The organism is Micromonospora sp. DT44, from assembly GCF_049841635.1.
Classification (GTDB): domain Bacteria; phylum Actinomycetota; class Actinomycetes; order Mycobacteriales; family Micromonosporaceae; genus Micromonospora.
This window is the reverse complement of sequence record NZ_JBNCKS010000059.1, coordinates 25,863-40,207: the sequence shown is the minus strand read 5'-3', so window position 1 is coordinate 40,207 and position 14,345 is coordinate 25,863. Positions and strand designations below refer to the sequence as shown.

The following is a 14,345-nucleotide window of genomic DNA, read 5'->3' as shown; positions in this document are numbered from 1 at the left end:
ACTGGCACACCGGCCAACCGGTCATGCGATCCCTGACCGCCTACGACCACTGACCCCTTGGAATCGATCATCTAGGGCGTCGCGCCCCTGGTCGGGCTGATCCGCTGCGCGCCGAGGTGCACCAGCGTCGCAAACTGGGCGATCCCCGTCCAGATCGGAGCGTCGCCCGAGTAGCTCTGCAACGGGCGCCACGACTCGTAGAGCGGCGTGGTCGACTGGATCAGCGGCCTCTCCCATGGATCGGTGGGCCGGTCGACGACGATCCGCGTCTCTTCGGGATCCATCATCTGGATGTAGAAGCGGCCGGGGATACGGTCCTCACCCTCCACCCGGCGCATCGTCTGCTCCCAGGTGCCGAGCGGACCGTCGAGCGAGCTGACCGCGAGCCCGATGAACGTCGACTCGGCGGTGATCCGCTCGTCGACACGGTTGCACATCTGCGGGGGCTGACGTGGATCCAGACCCCCGTTGTCGAGGTAGTGCCGCGCCGTCTGGGCGAGGTCGTACAGCAGCCTGGGCAGGTGTGAGACGTCCTCGCCGGCCTTGTCGAGGCGCGTCGCCGCACCCACCTCGAAGACCATTCGATCCGGTGTGGACCCGATGACCGGCACCGCGTAGAGGAATGCGAAGCCGTAGGGGCAAAGCGGGTTGCGCCGACGCTGCGCCCACGCGTGCCGGCCGTGCATGGTGTTCATCAACCCGACCCGGCTCAACGCGGAGGATCGCAACGACGCCCAGATCCGCCGCGTCTCCGGATCGCTGATCGGGGCCGCGCCCGGCGAGTCGCGCGTGGTCGGCGACGGCTCCACCGGTGGCGGCGCGTACGCGGACGGCGTGGGCTGCCATGGGACCGGCGGCTGCTCGGCGGCGGGCGACGGCATCGCGGCCGTGGGCGCGACCCAACCATGGCGTCCAACCGCCGGCGCCGGCTCCGGAGGGAGGGACGACTGGCTGCCCGAGTGCTGGTCCCAGGGCACCGCTGCCGTCCTTCCGGCACTCGCCGCCGCTCTCCAATCGTCGGCGCTCCTCTCAAAAGGATTCGAGCGGGTTCCTGGCCTGTCGTACGCCACGGTGTTAGTCCCTCCAAAGACGTCGCCACAGCCTCTCATCGCACACACACCGCGATCAACCATGCACCGCCAGTCGGCTTGATCGCGATTCGGAGACGGTTGCCTGGACGTCGGCGTCATGGTCCACTCATCGCTGAGTCGCCTATCAACGGAGAGCCCGTGACCTCCCCCATAAGCGTTCCCGACGACCTTTCCCTCACCGCTGAGATCGAGCAGTTACGAGCCGCTCTGTCAGCACGCAGGTCGATCGGCTTCCCGGCCGCGGTGGATATCGACTATGGACCCGTGACATCCCTGTTCGGACTGTTGATCAATAATGTCGGTGACCCGGATACCGACCCCGACACCGTGCACACGAAGGCCTACGAGCGCAAGGTCATCGACTGGCACGCGAACCTCTTCGGCGCCCCCGCCGATGATCGGTGGGGATATCTGACCAGTGGTGGCACGGAGGCCAACCAGGCGGCCATCTTGCTGGCCCGGGACCGGTTCGCGGGCGCGAGTCCCGTCCTCTACTACAGCCAGGCGACCCACGACTGGATCCGCAAGACCGCCAGCATGCTGAACCTCCCCGAGGTCGTCATCCGCACCGACGTCACCGGTGAGATCGACTACAACGATCTGCGCGGCGAGCTGGCCCGGCGCAGAGACCGGCCCGCCATCGTCGTGGCCAACGCCGGCACGACCGTGACCGAGGCGGTGGACGACCCGGCCCGCGTTCGTCGCGCCCTGTCCGAGCTGGCGATCCGCAACGCCCACCTGCACGTCGACGGAGCGCTCGCCGGTGTGCCGTTGGCCCTGCTGCCGGACCGGCCGGTGGCCATCGACCTCGGCGGCGTGGTCGACTCCGTGGCCATCTCCTGCCACAAGTTCTACGGCACCACCATTCCGGGCGGTCTGGTGGTGACCCGCCGCTCGCTGCAACGGGCAGCGCGGCGGATCTCCTACACCGCCACGACCGACAGCACCATCAGCGGCTCCCGCTGCGGCCAACTCGCCGTCCAGATGTGGTACGCGCTGCGACTGCTGGGCGAGGACGGGCACCGTGAACGCGCCGAGCGCGCACGTGAAACGGCTCGTTTCGCCCACTCCCTGCTGGCCAGCGTCGGCTGGCCCGCCTGGCGCAACGTCCACGCCTTCACGGTGTACTTCACGACACCGCCACCGCCGATCTCCCGCCGCTACGGCCTGTCGAACGCCGACGGCGGCATCAGCCACCTGATCTGCATGCCGGGCGTCACCCGCCAACAGATCGAGGCGCTCGCGGCCGACATCGCGACCGTCCGGGGCACCGAACAGCCCAGCCCGAGCCGCGGCGTCCGGCGACTCGTGCCGGTCGCGCACCTGCCCCTGGCGGCCGCCGACCGGCCCTGATCGGCGGCCACCACCCAGAACGGAGGGCGCGCTCTCCACAGTGGCGGCAGCGGGACGCCCGGGGGCGACGGCCCACCCTACGAAGGGCCGTCGCCCGCGGTGGCGGCGCGCATCTCCTTGAGGACGAACTTCGCGGCCTTCTCCACCACGTCGATGCCGGCCTTCTGGCTGACGTGATGGTCGGAGAGCACGGCGATCAGCCAGTCGTGACGGGCCTCGACGATCCGTCCGATGCTGTTGACAAGCCAGCGACCACTGTCGATGTCAACGGTGTCCCAGCCGTTCTTGACGTACACGGAAGGGTTGCCCGGCTCCCGCGCGGCGGTGACTCCCCACCGCTGCTCGGGGATCACCTTCTTCATGAGGCCCATGACGAAGGTACGGTCCTGCGGCGTCAGCGGCCCCTTCGACGACGTCAGCGCCATCAGCAGACGGATCTGGTCGGCGGCCGTGGTCATGGTCGTCCCCCAGTGCTTGTTCGCCTTGGTCTCGCGCAGACCGAGTGTGCGGTTCGCGGCCGTGAGGCCGCTCGAGCCGTCGATCTTCTGCCACAAGGCCACCGCGGCGTCGTTGTCACTGGACACGATCATGGCTTCGGCCAGCTGTCTGGTTGCCGAGCTCAGGGCCTTACCGGGCGGTGTCTGCCGCAGCAGCAGCGCCGCGAGGATATTGACCTTGACGATGCTGGCGGTCTCGAAGCGTGTGGCGCCGGCCGTCACCGCGGCCGTACTCTGTCGATCCAGCGCCGCGACCGCGAGATGACCGTCGTACCGGTCGACGTAGGCCTCGATACGTGCCCGCGCCGGTTTCAGCCGGTCGACGGCCGGCGTCGTCGGAACCGGGCTGGCCGGCGAACGACCGGGCGACGCGTCAGATCCGCCGCCGTCGCGGACGTGCGTCGTGCCATAGGCGGCCGTCGCGACGCCGGCGAGAGACACGGTGACCGCAGAGACGACCCAGCGGCGTGGCAGCTTCCGACCTCCCCGCTCAGCCAAGACGGGCCACCGCCTTCGCCGCGATCGTATCCACCGCAGCCTGGTTGCCCAGGTCGGGCAGGCTGATAGTCGAGACCTTCTCGTCCCGTTTCACCATGACGAAGTACCTAGCGGTAGTTGGGGTGTCGGCATGTGCGATGCGGCCTTTGACGAGCAGACCGACACCGCCCAGATAGTGCGGGTCGATGATGTCGAACGAGACCCGTGATCCGTTAACCAGGTAGCTCGCGCATCGCCGGAGGACCGTACGGACGTCGTCGACATTCCGCTCGGCCCATCCGGGTTCGTACGTCTCCACGATGTGGAGGGCCGGCGAGGAGCCGTCCGGCAGCCGGTAGTAGCGCTCCACGGCAGCCCGTCGGTGCGACTTCGCGGTGTAGTCGCTGCTCTGATAGTCGGGGCAGTCGTCCTGCTCCCACGGCCAGGGTGGCAGACCGGGCCGCGCCTCGTCCGCACGCCAACCCGCACCCAGGTCGCCCGCTCCCAGCAGCATGCTCAGGCCACTCCGTTCGGCGTTCACGGTCGGTGACTCCTCGGGAACGTCACCCGGCCCCGACCGCTGACACCCCGCGACCAGCACCACCAACGCCGACAGGACCAGCGGCACGGCCAAAACCGGCACCCGGACCCTGCCGCGAACCCGGCCCCGGCAGGTCCTGCTGCTCGACACGGACACCGAACCTCCCCCATACAGATGACTGCCATCGCAGGTCGAGGCGTCGCCGAGGGCGCCCGGCGGCACCCCCGTCGCCGCCACCGGACAGACACGGCCGATCAATGCCGCTCCTCGGCGAACAACTCGGAACGGGTCTCGCCGAGCAACTCGCGCAGCCGGCTGAGGGAGCGCATGCTCTGGCTCTTCACGACGGCCGTGGAGACGCCCACGACCTCGGCGGTCGTCTCCACGCTCAGGTCGTCCCAGTAGCGCAGGACGATGATCGCCCGATCGCGCAGTGGCAGGGTGGCGACCGCGTCGAGCAACGTCATGCGCAGCTCAGCCGGATGCTCCTCGCCCTGGTCGGGCGGCGTCGACATCGCCAACTCGGTGCTGGAGCGACGCCGCTGCTGATCGATTACGCAGCGCAGCAGCACCTTGCGGGCATACGCGTACGGGTCGTCGGCCCGTTGGACCCGCCCCCAGTTGGCGTACATCTTCGCCAGCGCGGTCTGGGTGAGGTCCTGGGCGAGATGCCAGTCGCGGCACATCAGGAACGCGGCGTCGCGCAGGCGGCCCACGGTCGCCTGCGCGAATTCCACGAAGTCTTCGTCAGCCATTCGACCTGGCCAGGGTGGGGAACCTCTTGGCGCCGTTCCTGACGTACTCGGCCGGCAGTTTCGTCCCCCAGGTTGGGTCGGCGGCGATCGCGATTGCCTCGTCCACGGACAGAACGGCGGGCGCGGGCGAACTCCCCTTGCCATCCCAGGCTAGACAGGTGGAGATCAGCAGGTCGATCTGGAGGCCGTCCCGGTGATACACCGTGATCATCTTGTCCTGCACGCAGTTGCCGGGCACCTCGGTCAGCTCCACCGTCCCCGGGTCCGGATCGCCGCCGAGGTGGTCCTGGTAGACGGAGAGCCGCACCATGCCGGGCCCGTCGCCCCGATCCAGAAAGATCTGGACGTACGGCATGCCCGGACCCGCCCCGCTGCTTTCCAAGTTCGCCGGACCGCTGGTCTCGCCCTTGGGTAGGAGCCGTGTCAACAACTCCAGGGCGCCCTGCGGTGTGGTCGTCAGCAACGGACCGTCCGGCCCCGCCCCGATCCGCACGGTGTCGATCACCGTGGTCGTCGGGGTCGGGGAGGTGGCCGTCGCGGGCGCCTCGGCTGCGCCTTCCACCAACCCGCCGCCCGGGGTCTGCGCCGGGGACGGTGTGGTGTTGTCGACCGACCCACCCGGCGAACCGAAGTCCCACTTCCCGGACCGACCGACCTGGTCGGCACCGCCGGTGAGTGGCCCGGCCGCCAGGCCGATCACGAGCAGCATCGCCAGCGCCGATCCACCCGCGCCGAGCTGCGCCAGCCGACGCCGACGGCGCAGTCGTCGGCCCTGCACCACCGACTGCTCGACGAGGTCGCCCAGCGGTGGGGGTACGTGTCGGGCCAACTCATCCCTGAAACGCCCACGTACGTCCCCCACGTCCCTTACCCCTCCTTGGCCGACCGCCGGCCGTGACCATCCGTCACCTAAAAAGACGGGCCGACGGACCATTTTGGTCGCGCTTTTTCGGCACGAATTTCGCCCGTCACCGGCGAAGCCGAGTCGCGGTTTCAGCACGTGACCAGCCATATTCGGAGGGTTATATCTAGCTGCCGAATTCCTGCACAATGACCAGGTGAGGAAGGAATTCAACGGCAAAATCCGTCAAAGTGCGCCTTGACGCCTACCGAGCGTAACGAGACCGCTCTCGCGCACCGTCGCGGCGGGTCACTCCTCGGCGGTGGGTCGGCTGTGCACCACCAGCTCGCCGATCTCCAACCGGCCGACGCGCAGCTCCCGCACGACCGCGCGGCGGACAGCCAGCCGCCCGATGACCAGCGCCCCGACAGCCACGGCTCCGACAGCCAGCGCCCCCAGAGCCAGGGCACCAAGCGACGCCGCCCCCGCCGCCCTGGCACCGGTGGCCACCGCGCCCGTCGCCACCGCGCCGTCGACGCGCGTACCGGTCAATCGCCTCAGCCGAACCTCTCGCTTCATCGCTCCATTGTCCGCGTACCGTCGGCGCAACGCCGCCCCCACACCGCGGGTGTCACCCCAGAGCACCGGTCCCCGCCCGGCGAACGAGGGACGTCATGGCGGGAGGGGCCGGCGAGCGGTTCGCCGACCCCCCTCCCGGTCGGGTCACCGTCCGTACAGCTCGAATTCGTGGAGCGAGAATCCGTACGAGGTGGCCCGCTTGACGCCGTACACCCGCACGTAGCGGGCCGTGACCGGAGCGAAGGTGGCGTTGTCGACGCCGCCGTTGCCGGCGGTGGTGGCGAACACCGGCGTCCAGGAGCTGCCGTCGCCGGAGACCTCGATCCGGTACGAGGTGCCGTAGGCCGACTCCCAGCGCAGCACCGCCCGGCTGACGGTGCGGGCCGCGCCGAGGTCGACGCGGAGCCACTGGTTGTCGTTGTAGCTGCTGGCCCACCGGCTGCTCAGACTGCCGTCGACCGCCTTGTCCGGGGTGTAGCTGGTGAGGAACTGGGTGCTCGACGCGGTCGCCGGGCGGCCCTGGGCCAGGTTGGTGACGTCGTCACCCCGGCGCGCCGGGAACGAGACGACCTGCTGGTAGGTGGGACGGTTCTGCCAGGCGATCACCGGGTGGGTGATGCCGCCGAGCCCGGAGTGTGCGATCGAGTCGGCGCACCACTGGTCACCGGCACCGCAGGACTTGTCGCCGGGATAGACCGCGGTGGCCGGCAGCATGGCGGCCTGGCCGAGCGTGTCCAACAGGGACTGTCGGCACGCGCCGAGGTTGCCGTTGCCGCAGTACGAGCGGCCCAGTCCGCCGGCGACGGGGTCGCCGAGCACGGTACGCAGGTCCTTGTCCACGTAGCCCCACCAGCCGTGCTGGAACGACGAGCCCTTGTGCGCCTGACCTTGCGACGCCCAGCTCGCGGTGCCGTCACGCCCGCCGTTCTGGCCGCCCGACGGCGCCTCGTTGACCTCGATGGCATCGACCAGCGCGGCGTAGAGGTCCGGACCGAGGCCGGGCCGGAACTCGGCCGAGGCCAGCAACGGCCACCAGGCGTCGAAGATCCGGATCGCGTCGGCGTGCTGGTAGACCTTGGAGCCAGGGGCTGTCTCCACCCGGCGGGTGCCCGCCTGCTGCCAGGCGCGCAGCTTGCCCACCGCGTCGGCCAGCGCCGGGTCGGTGACCGGCGTGCTGTCCAGCACCCGCAACAGCTCGCCGAGGACCTGCTGGCCGCGCAGGTCGGTCACCGCCGCGTCCGCCATGATCTTGACGACGTCGGCGCGGCCGAGCTTGCCCTGGGAGATCGCCGTCCGCACCGGTCCGTCGAGCAACTGACCCCGGTGTACGGAGCCGAAGCTGAAGTTGCCGTCGGCCGCCCCGAAGTCCAGCGCCTGCTTGTTGTTCCAGCTCACGTAGTAGTCCTGGTTGACCGACTGCGGGTGGGCCGAGGCCGGCGTGTACGTGGCGTCGTTGGTGTCGGGATTCCAGCCGGCCCACTCGTACGCCGACTCGGCCTTCGCCGGGAGGTTCGGGTCGGTGACGGACGACCGGACCGGATTCGAGCCGGAGTTGAAGTACGCCGCCTCGGTCGAGTTGACGTAGAACCAGTTGAACGCGTACCCGACGCTGGCGGCGGAGCCCTGGAAGGCCGCCGCGCTGCCCATCGCCGCCGGGTCGTTGAAGGCCTGGAAACCCATCGCCGAGTCGGCCTCGTGCCGGTAGGTGGAGCGCAGCTTGGTGAACGCGGTCGGTTGCCCGTTCACCAGTCCCCGGTAGGAGACCAACCCGTATTTGGTGCGCAGCGCGCGCAACGTGTACGAGCCCGCGGGGGTGGAGTCCGCCAGCGTTGGCGACCAGGAGTTGCGCTGCTCCAACGCCTCCATCGCGAGGCACTGCCCGTGGTAGAGGTAGCGGTTGGACCGCAGCGTCGGCGCGGTGCCGTCGGTGGTGCACAGCGGCACCGCGTACGTGTCGGTGAGGTCCTGCGAGGCGGAGGTGGCGCTCCACGCGTAGTCCTGGCCGCGACCGAGCAGCACGTAGAGGTTCAGCCCGGCGAACGCGGCTCCCCGTGCGCTGATGCCCGGCCCCTGCAACTCCTGGAGCATGAGCAGTTGCGGCGCGAAGTAGCCGGTCTGCGGCCCGAACACGGCGACCGGGTTACCGGTGGTGGTGTGCCGTCCGGAGACCACGACCGCGTTGGACATGCCGTGCGCGCGTAGGTTCGCCAGCCCGCCGATCAGTTCCTTGGTTGCGGCGCTCGTGCCGGTGCGGGAGGCGGCCCCACCGCTGGCGTCGTGGGCGAGCGGCTCGGCGACCACGGTCCCGGCGTCGGGGAGCACCGCGCTGGTCGCGCCCGGAGGCGTCCCCCCGTACGGGAAACTCTGACCGTCGTGCAGGGTGAGCACGGTCTCCGGGTCGTTCTGCGACCGGAACGCCGCCCACACCTTGTCGCCCTCGGTCGCGCCGTACTTGGCCCGGGCGGCCACCCGGACCAGGGCGGACTGGACCTCACTGCCGCCACCCCCACCGAACAGGCCACCGATCACGCCGGCGGTGGCGATCAGGTCGGTCATGGTGAAGTGCCTCGGCTTGCCGGCTCCGGCGAGCACGTACTCACCCGGGTAGTTGTCGTCGGCGATCGACTTGTCGATGTAGGCGTTGATGCCGGCGATGTAGTCCACCACGTCGGTGTAGAGCTGCTGACCCCGGGCGCCCTTGGTGCGCAGCGCGTCCACCTGGGCCTGAAGGTCCGCCTCGGTGTACGGGGAGTTGGCCCAGACGCTCTGCTCCAGCTCGCGGTTGCCGGGCGCGCCGCCGGCGAACGAGCTGACGTTGCCACGGCCGACGTGCCGCAGCAGGTCCATCACCCAGAGCCGGTCCTGCGCCCCGGCGTAGCCGGCGCCGAACATCGTGCCACCGCGGGTGGTGCCGGTGACGTGCGGGACGCCGGTAGCCTTGTCCCGCACGATGGTCACGTCCGCGCGCGGCGAGACGGTGCTCTCGACCTGCGCGGCCGGCACGCCGAACGAGGCGTCGTTGTAGAACTGGGCGATCTGCTCGTCGGTCAGCCCGGCGTAGTTGTAGACGAGGTTCGCGTACTCGTCGAGCTGGTCGCTGGAGTGCGCGGGGCGGGTGCCGAGCGCCTGGTGCGCCAGGATGGCGACGAGCGTGGCGTTGCCGTTCTGTCCGGGGGGCAGGATGTCTGAGCACTGGCCGAGGCAGTAGTCGTTGGCGGCGAACGTGGTGGCGGCCAGCGCCGGTGACGGCGGGGTCACCGTCAGGACGCTCGCGGTGAGGATGGCGGCGGTGAACGCCGCGAGCCGGGTGCGGAGTGCGGGACGGGGCATGGCGATCCTCCGGGGACGCGGAGTCGGGCCGTTCGGTGCGCCCGGCTTCCGGTGCCGACGTCTCGCCCTCCGTGCCGGGCGCGCCACCCGGAGGTGAGAATGACTCACATCGATACCGGGCAATGATCGGCGCTGAACCGTCGTTAGGGATACCCGTCGTTCACCACGCGCCAATGTCGACGTTTCGCCGCTTTCTCGTCGAAGACCGACACGTTCGAGCCTCGGGTTGGCTCGGTCGCCGCTCACCTCCCGGCGAGCATGCGCACTCAGTCGTGTGCCCCCCGCGCGACGAGCGCTTCGATGCCGTCCAGGAGCAGGCCGAGCCCGAAGGTGAAGTCGGCGTCGTCGATCCACTCCTCGGTGCCGCCCAGCGCACTCGCGCCAATGGCCGAGGTCAACTCCGGGTAGGCGTCCGCGTCGAGTACCTGCCCGAGGATCTCGCCGTACTCGGCCAGCCCCGAGATCGAGTCGTCGGTGGCGGCCGGACCGGCGCTGAGCGCGTGGGCCAGGGCCGCCTGCTGGGCAGCGTAACCACTGAGAACGGTGGCGATGTTGATCCGTGCACCGTGAGCGAGCCCGGTGCCGGCGAGCGCGGCGAGCGCGCGGTCCAGCCAGCGCAGCAACCGGGGCCCGGTGGGCGGGGTGCGCTGGTCGAGCGCCAGCAGCCACGGTCGGGCGAGCAGGAAGTCGCGGTTGGCGCGCGTCCAGTCGAACAGGTAGTCGCGCCAGGCGCGTCCTTCGAGCGCGGGCGGCTCGGGCGCTGCGGCGTCAGCCATCATGACCAGCAGTTCGTCCTTGCTGCCGACGTAGCGGTACAGGGACATGGCCGCCACGCCGAGCTGGGTCGCGACGCTGCCCATCGTCACCCCCGCCAGACCCTCACGGTCGGCGATCCGGATCGCGGCGTCGACGATGCCGCCCACTTCGAGGCTGGGCCGGGGGCCGTGCCGGGAGCTGGTCTCACGACCCCACATCCGGGCCACCACTGCCGGAAGCCTCCGTTGCGCCACGTCCGAATCTCCTCGCTCTTCACCCGGGGGTCTTGCCTGCACTCTAGATCTCGGGGACTCTGTATTTCATACGGTGTAGCTGATACGGAGATGGAGATTGTGATGATCACGCGGGTACCGGGCGGACGTCTGCACGACGTCGACGCGATCCGAGGGTTCGCCCTCCTCGGCATATTCGCTGTCAACGTCACCTTCATGGCCTCCGGCTATCCGGGGAACCTGGTGACGGATCCCGACTTCGCCTCGGGCCTCGACGACGCCGTCCGCACGTTCTCGTCGGTCTTCGTCGACATGAAGTTCTACGTGCTGTTCTCGTTCCTCTTCGGATACAGCTTCACCCTCCAGATGACCGCGGCGAGCAGGGCCGGCGCGGCGTTCCCCGCACGTATGTTCCGCCGGATCGGTGGCCTCTTCGTCCTCGGCGCCCTGCACACCGTGTTCCTGTACGGCGGCGACATCCTCACCACGTACGCGGTGGCGTGCCTCGCGCTGCTCCTGCTGCGCAAGGTCACCGACCGTACGGCGCTTCGGATCGCGGCGGCGCTCTACACGCTCGTGCTGATCAGCCTCGTCGCCAGCGCGTTCCTCGTGGACCGCTCGGCGTTCCTGCCCGGCGAGGCCAAGGCGATCGCCAACGGTGAGGCGGCGACCCAGGCACTGCTCGGCGGCTGGACGGCGAACATCGGCGAGCACCTCGCCGGCCTGCCCCTTCTGGTGCTCCAGGCGGTCACCCTGCAGGGCCCGACCGCCCTGGCGCTGTTCCTGCTCGGCATGGTCGCCGGACGCCGGCAGTGGCTGAACCGGGTCTCCGGCAACGAGCCGGTGCTACGCCGGATCCAGTGGATCGGTTTTCCGATCGGACTGCTCGGGGCGGTCGTCTACGCGGCCAGCGGCGGCAACGACAACACTCTCGGCGTCGCGGCCAGCGTTTCGACCGCGCCGCTGCTGGCCGCCGCCTATGTGGCGACGCTGCTGCGGATCATGCACAACCCGCGTACGTCGGTGGTCCGGGCGGCGCTCGCCCCGGCCGGCCGGATTGCCCTCACCAACTACCTCGCCCAGTCGGCGGTCGGCCTGATCGCCTTCACCGGTATCGGCTTCGGCCTCGCCGGGACGTTCTCCCCGCTGGCCCTCTTCGCCTTCGTCCTCGCGGTGTTCGCGGCCCAGTTGGCGGCAAGCGCACTCTGGCTGCGGCGGTTCCGCTACGGGCCGGTCGAATGGGCGCTGCGCTGGCTCACCAACGCCCACCGCCCAGCCTTCGTCGCCCGAACCGATCGTCTGCACGCGGCCGAGGACGGCGCACGGCGGCGGGACCACGCGCCCTCGGCGTAGGGAGCGTCGTCAGGGTGTCCGGACGGCGTACCTGTGCAGCGTGACGCCCTCGGCGAAGGATCCCTGATCGAGCAGGTCCAGCTCCACCGATCGCCCCACGTCGTCGAAGAGTGGCCGACCCCCACCGAGGACGACGGGGTGTGTGAAGAGCAGAAGCTCGTCCAGCAACCCCGCGCGGAGCAGATGGGTGGCAACCGTCGCGCCGCCGACACCGATGTCGCCGTCCTGCTCCTCCCGGTACCTGGCGAGCAGCTCGACGGCGTCGCCGTCCGAGCCGAGGGTCCGGGTGTTGTACCCGACCTCGGTGCGGGTGCGGGACACCAGCACCTTGGGCTTCGTCGTCCAGATCTCGCCGTACTCACGCAGGTAGTCGGGCAGCTTCTCGTCGGTGCGCGCGGCCGGCCAGAACCCCTCCATCGTCTCGTAGATCGTGCGCCCCTGGACCATCGACGTCAGCGCGCGGGCCCGGGCGTTGAACTCCCGGTGCAGCGGCTCGCCGATGCGAAGCCAGTTCCCGGCACCCTCCTCGCCCGGGGCATGCTCGATCCTGAGATCGAGAGAGACGTTCATCCAGTACACGAAACGGCCCGACACGTAGCCTCCCGGTGATCGCGGTCTGTACCCACCTAACCTGACGTTGGCGAATCCTCGACAGATCCCACCAGGCGTTTCCTGAACGCGCGGTACACGGGGGTGCCCGGCAGTTCGTCGCGGATGGCGAACACCACGTGGTCGAACCGATCGACCACGTGCAGAGCGTCGGCGAACGCGCCGGCCATCGCAGCGGGTTCGTTGCGGAACACCCCGCATCGGTCAGGAACGACGTCGGGTACGGCTGCTCGAGCAGGTTTCCCTTGTCGTCCCGGAACACCGGCACGAGCGAGGAGTAGATGACCCGGTCGCTGTAGCGCAGATCCTGCTCAGCGCGGTGGAACGCGTAGAACTCCGGCACGGCACGAAGACACGGGTAGAGCGCCGACGAGCGGGCGATGCTCTCCTCCTGCGCCTGCGTCCCACCCAGAAAGCCGCCACCCGGGTTCTTCGCCGACGCGAACATCAGGCACGCCGCACCGGGCCCGAGCCGGTACGCCGCCTGCAACGTCGACTCGTGCGTCACCTCCACCGTCGCGGCGGCGGGTGCCGCGTCCCGCGCCTCGAACACCTCGTCGGGGAGGTGATGACGAGTCCCGGCGACCGCGGCGCGTACCGCCTCACCGACGACGACCTCGACGCCGTTGTCATTGCGATAGCGTCCCGACTCGACGATCGCGACGGTCTGCCGGGCGATCTCCCGAAGCCGGCCGCTCACCGGTCCACCCGTGGGATCGGAAGACGAAGGACGGCCACAGTCAGCAGGCTAGGCAGGCCCAGCAGCCGTCGACAAGCGGATTTCGGGATCACGCCCGATACCCGTAGGAGAGGGTCACAGGGGTGACGGGTCGTCGCGCAACCGGCTGTAGAGCCACCCGTCCCGCCAGGCGCCGGCCCGGAACTCGCAGGCCCGTACGACCCCCTCCAACTGGAAGCCGGCCTTCTCCAGCGACCGCTGCTCGGCGACGTTCTCGGCATGGGTGCTGGCCTGGATGCGCTGCGCCGGCGTGTGGCTGAACAGGTAGTCGCAGAGCAGCGCCTGGGCCCGCCAGCCGATGCCCTGGCCGCGCCACTCGGGCAGCAGCACGATTCCGATCTCCCAGGAGGGCGCCCGACCTCCGTACTGGCCCTGGAGGTAGCTGAGGAAACCCGCCCGCGCGTCGGCCGCCGGCTCGACCTGCACGATCAGGCCACCGGTCCGCTCGCCGAGGTAGCCGTCCTCGGCGAACCGACGGGCCGGCGCGGCGGCGTCCCGGAAACCAGCCCAGTCGAGCCCGATCAGCCCGGGTTCGACAGCGAAGCGGCGCAACATCTCCACGTCGTCCTCGGCCACCGGACGCAGCCGTACGGTCGATCCGTAAGCCTGGTGCACGACGCCGACCACCTGCGGCTCAGAACTGGTCACCCTGGTGACCGTAATGAGGGGCCGGGCGACCCGCTGTCCCGGTAGGCAGGCCGACCGCCGTCAGCTCGCGAGGTGGCCGGTTGCCCCCAGCAGCGCCCGGGTGAACCGGTTGAGGCCGACACTCCGTAGCCGCGCCGGGGGGAACCAGCCCAGCTCGCAGATCTCCTCCTGGTCCGGGGCGGGTGTCCCGTCGACGATCACCGCCTCGTAGACGGCGGTGACGTACGCGACCTGGTCACCGTTGGAGTAGGTCACCTCGTAGTCCGTACCGCCCAGCACATCCAGCAGCCGCAGCCGGCCGATCTGGACGCCGATCTCCTCACGGACCTCACGCACGGCCGCCTGGGCCGGCGATTCGCCGATCTCGACCGCACCGCCCGGAACACCCCACCTGTCCGGGCTTCCGGTGTGTCGTACCAACAGGAGCCGCCCGTTCTCGTCGACGACGAGGACCGACACCGACGGCAACTGGATCAGCTCGGGGCCGATCACGGCCCGCAGCCGGGCCAGGTGCGCGGAAATGGCCATCAGAGCGACCCCGTG

The 14,345-nt window shown here is 69.9% G+C and carries 14 protein-coding genes and 1 pseudogene; 2 read left to right on the top strand and 13 right to left on the bottom strand.

Annotated elements, in window-relative coordinates:
• Nucleotides 1–71: 71 nt before the first annotated feature.
• Nucleotides 72–977, bottom strand: a complete 906-nt coding sequence (locus ACLQ25_RS27170; protein WP_425733616.1) for a hypothetical protein — start codon at nucleotides 975–977, stop codon at nucleotides 72–74.
• Between ACLQ25_RS27170 and ACLQ25_RS27165 the strand changes: the two genes are divergently transcribed.
• Nucleotides 906–2,444, top strand: coding sequence for a histidine decarboxylase (locus ACLQ25_RS27165; protein WP_425733610.1), 1,539 nt, complete (start codon nucleotides 906–908; stop codon nucleotides 2,442–2,444). The two genes, ACLQ25_RS27170 and ACLQ25_RS27165, sit on opposite strands and share 72 nt — an antisense overlap.
• A gap of 77 nt (nucleotides 2,445–2,521) precedes the next feature.
• Here the strand turns inward: ACLQ25_RS27165 and ACLQ25_RS27160 are convergent, their stop codons facing one another.
• From ACLQ25_RS27160 to ACLQ25_RS27130, 7 genes are all read right to left on the bottom strand, one after another.
• On the bottom strand, nucleotides 2,522–3,382 hold the full coding sequence (locus ACLQ25_RS27160) for a serine hydrolase (protein ID WP_425733609.1): 861 nt from the start codon (nucleotides 3,380–3,382) through the stop codon (nucleotides 2,522–2,524).
• Between the two features lie 49 nt (nucleotides 3,383–3,431).
• On the bottom strand, nucleotides 3,432–3,959 hold the full coding sequence (locus ACLQ25_RS27155; protein WP_425733608.1) for a hypothetical protein: 528 nt from the start codon (nucleotides 3,957–3,959) through the stop codon (nucleotides 3,432–3,434).
• 254 nt (nucleotides 3,960–4,213) lie between these two features.
• The gene (locus tag ACLQ25_RS27150; protein WP_425733607.1) at nucleotides 4,214–4,714 is read right to left on the bottom strand and encodes a SigE family RNA polymerase sigma factor; all 501 of its coding nucleotides are present in this window, start codon (nucleotides 4,712–4,714) and stop codon (nucleotides 4,214–4,216) included.
• Entirely contained in the window at nucleotides 4,707–5,576 is an 870-nt protein-coding gene (locus ACLQ25_RS27145; RefSeq protein ID WP_425733606.1) for a hypothetical protein, read from the bottom strand. The genes ACLQ25_RS27150 and ACLQ25_RS27145 overlap by 8 nt, the downstream gene beginning before the upstream one ends.
• Nucleotides 5,577–5,864: 288 nt before the next feature.
• Nucleotides 5,865–6,134 carry a hypothetical protein gene (locus tag ACLQ25_RS27140; protein ID WP_425733605.1) on the bottom strand — a complete coding sequence of 90 codons (270 nt, stop codon included), beginning with the start codon at nucleotides 6,132–6,134 and terminating at the stop codon, nucleotides 5,865–5,867.
• Between the two features lie 144 nt (nucleotides 6,135–6,278).
• Nucleotides 6,279–9,464 carry a penicillin acylase family protein gene (locus tag ACLQ25_RS27135; protein WP_425733604.1) on the bottom strand — a complete coding sequence of 1,062 codons (3,186 nt, stop codon included), beginning with the start codon at nucleotides 9,462–9,464 and terminating at the stop codon, nucleotides 6,279–6,281.
• Nucleotides 9,465–9,730: 266 nt separating this feature from the next.
• Nucleotides 9,731–10,474, bottom strand: coding sequence for a TetR/AcrR family transcriptional regulator (locus tag ACLQ25_RS27130; RefSeq protein ID WP_425733603.1), 744 nt, complete (start codon nucleotides 10,472–10,474; stop codon nucleotides 9,731–9,733).
• 102 nt (nucleotides 10,475–10,576) lie between these two features.
• On the opposite strand from ACLQ25_RS27130, the gene ACLQ25_RS27125 reads away from it, so the two are divergent.
• The gene (locus tag ACLQ25_RS27125; RefSeq protein WP_425733602.1) at nucleotides 10,577–11,806 is read left to right on the top strand and encodes a DUF418 domain-containing protein; all 1,230 of its coding nucleotides are present in this window, start codon (nucleotides 10,577–10,579) and stop codon (nucleotides 11,804–11,806) included.
• Nucleotides 11,807–11,815: 9 nt separating this feature from the next.
• Here ACLQ25_RS27125 and ACLQ25_RS27120 read toward each other — a convergent pair whose 3' ends face one another.
• The 5 genes and pseudogenes from ACLQ25_RS27120 to ACLQ25_RS27100 form a co-directional block, all read right to left on the bottom strand.
• Nucleotides 11,816–12,376 (bottom strand): dihydrofolate reductase family protein, encoded by a 561-nt coding sequence (locus tag ACLQ25_RS27120; protein ID WP_425733601.1) that lies wholly within the window; start codon nucleotides 12,374–12,376, stop codon nucleotides 11,816–11,818.
• Between the two features lie 56 nt (nucleotides 12,377–12,432).
• A complete protein-coding gene (locus ACLQ25_RS27115; protein WP_425733615.1) occupies nucleotides 12,433–12,609 on the bottom strand; it encodes a hypothetical protein in 177 nt (58 codons plus the stop codon).
• Between the two features lie 50 nt (nucleotides 12,610–12,659).
• Nucleotides 12,660–13,115 (bottom strand): annotated as a pseudogene (locus tag ACLQ25_RS27110) (TIGR02452 family protein); the annotation flags it as partial.
• A 114-nt stretch (nucleotides 13,116–13,229) separates the two neighbouring features.
• Nucleotides 13,230–13,802, bottom strand: coding sequence for a GNAT family N-acetyltransferase (locus ACLQ25_RS27105; protein WP_425733600.1), 573 nt, complete (start codon nucleotides 13,800–13,802; stop codon nucleotides 13,230–13,232).
• Nucleotides 13,803–13,862: 60 nt separating this feature from the next.
• Nucleotides 13,863–14,330 carry an NUDIX domain-containing protein gene (locus ACLQ25_RS27100; protein ID WP_425733599.1) on the bottom strand — a complete coding sequence of 156 codons (468 nt, stop codon included), beginning with the start codon at nucleotides 14,328–14,330 and terminating at the stop codon, nucleotides 13,863–13,865.
• Nucleotides 14,331–14,345: the final 15 nt, after the last annotated feature.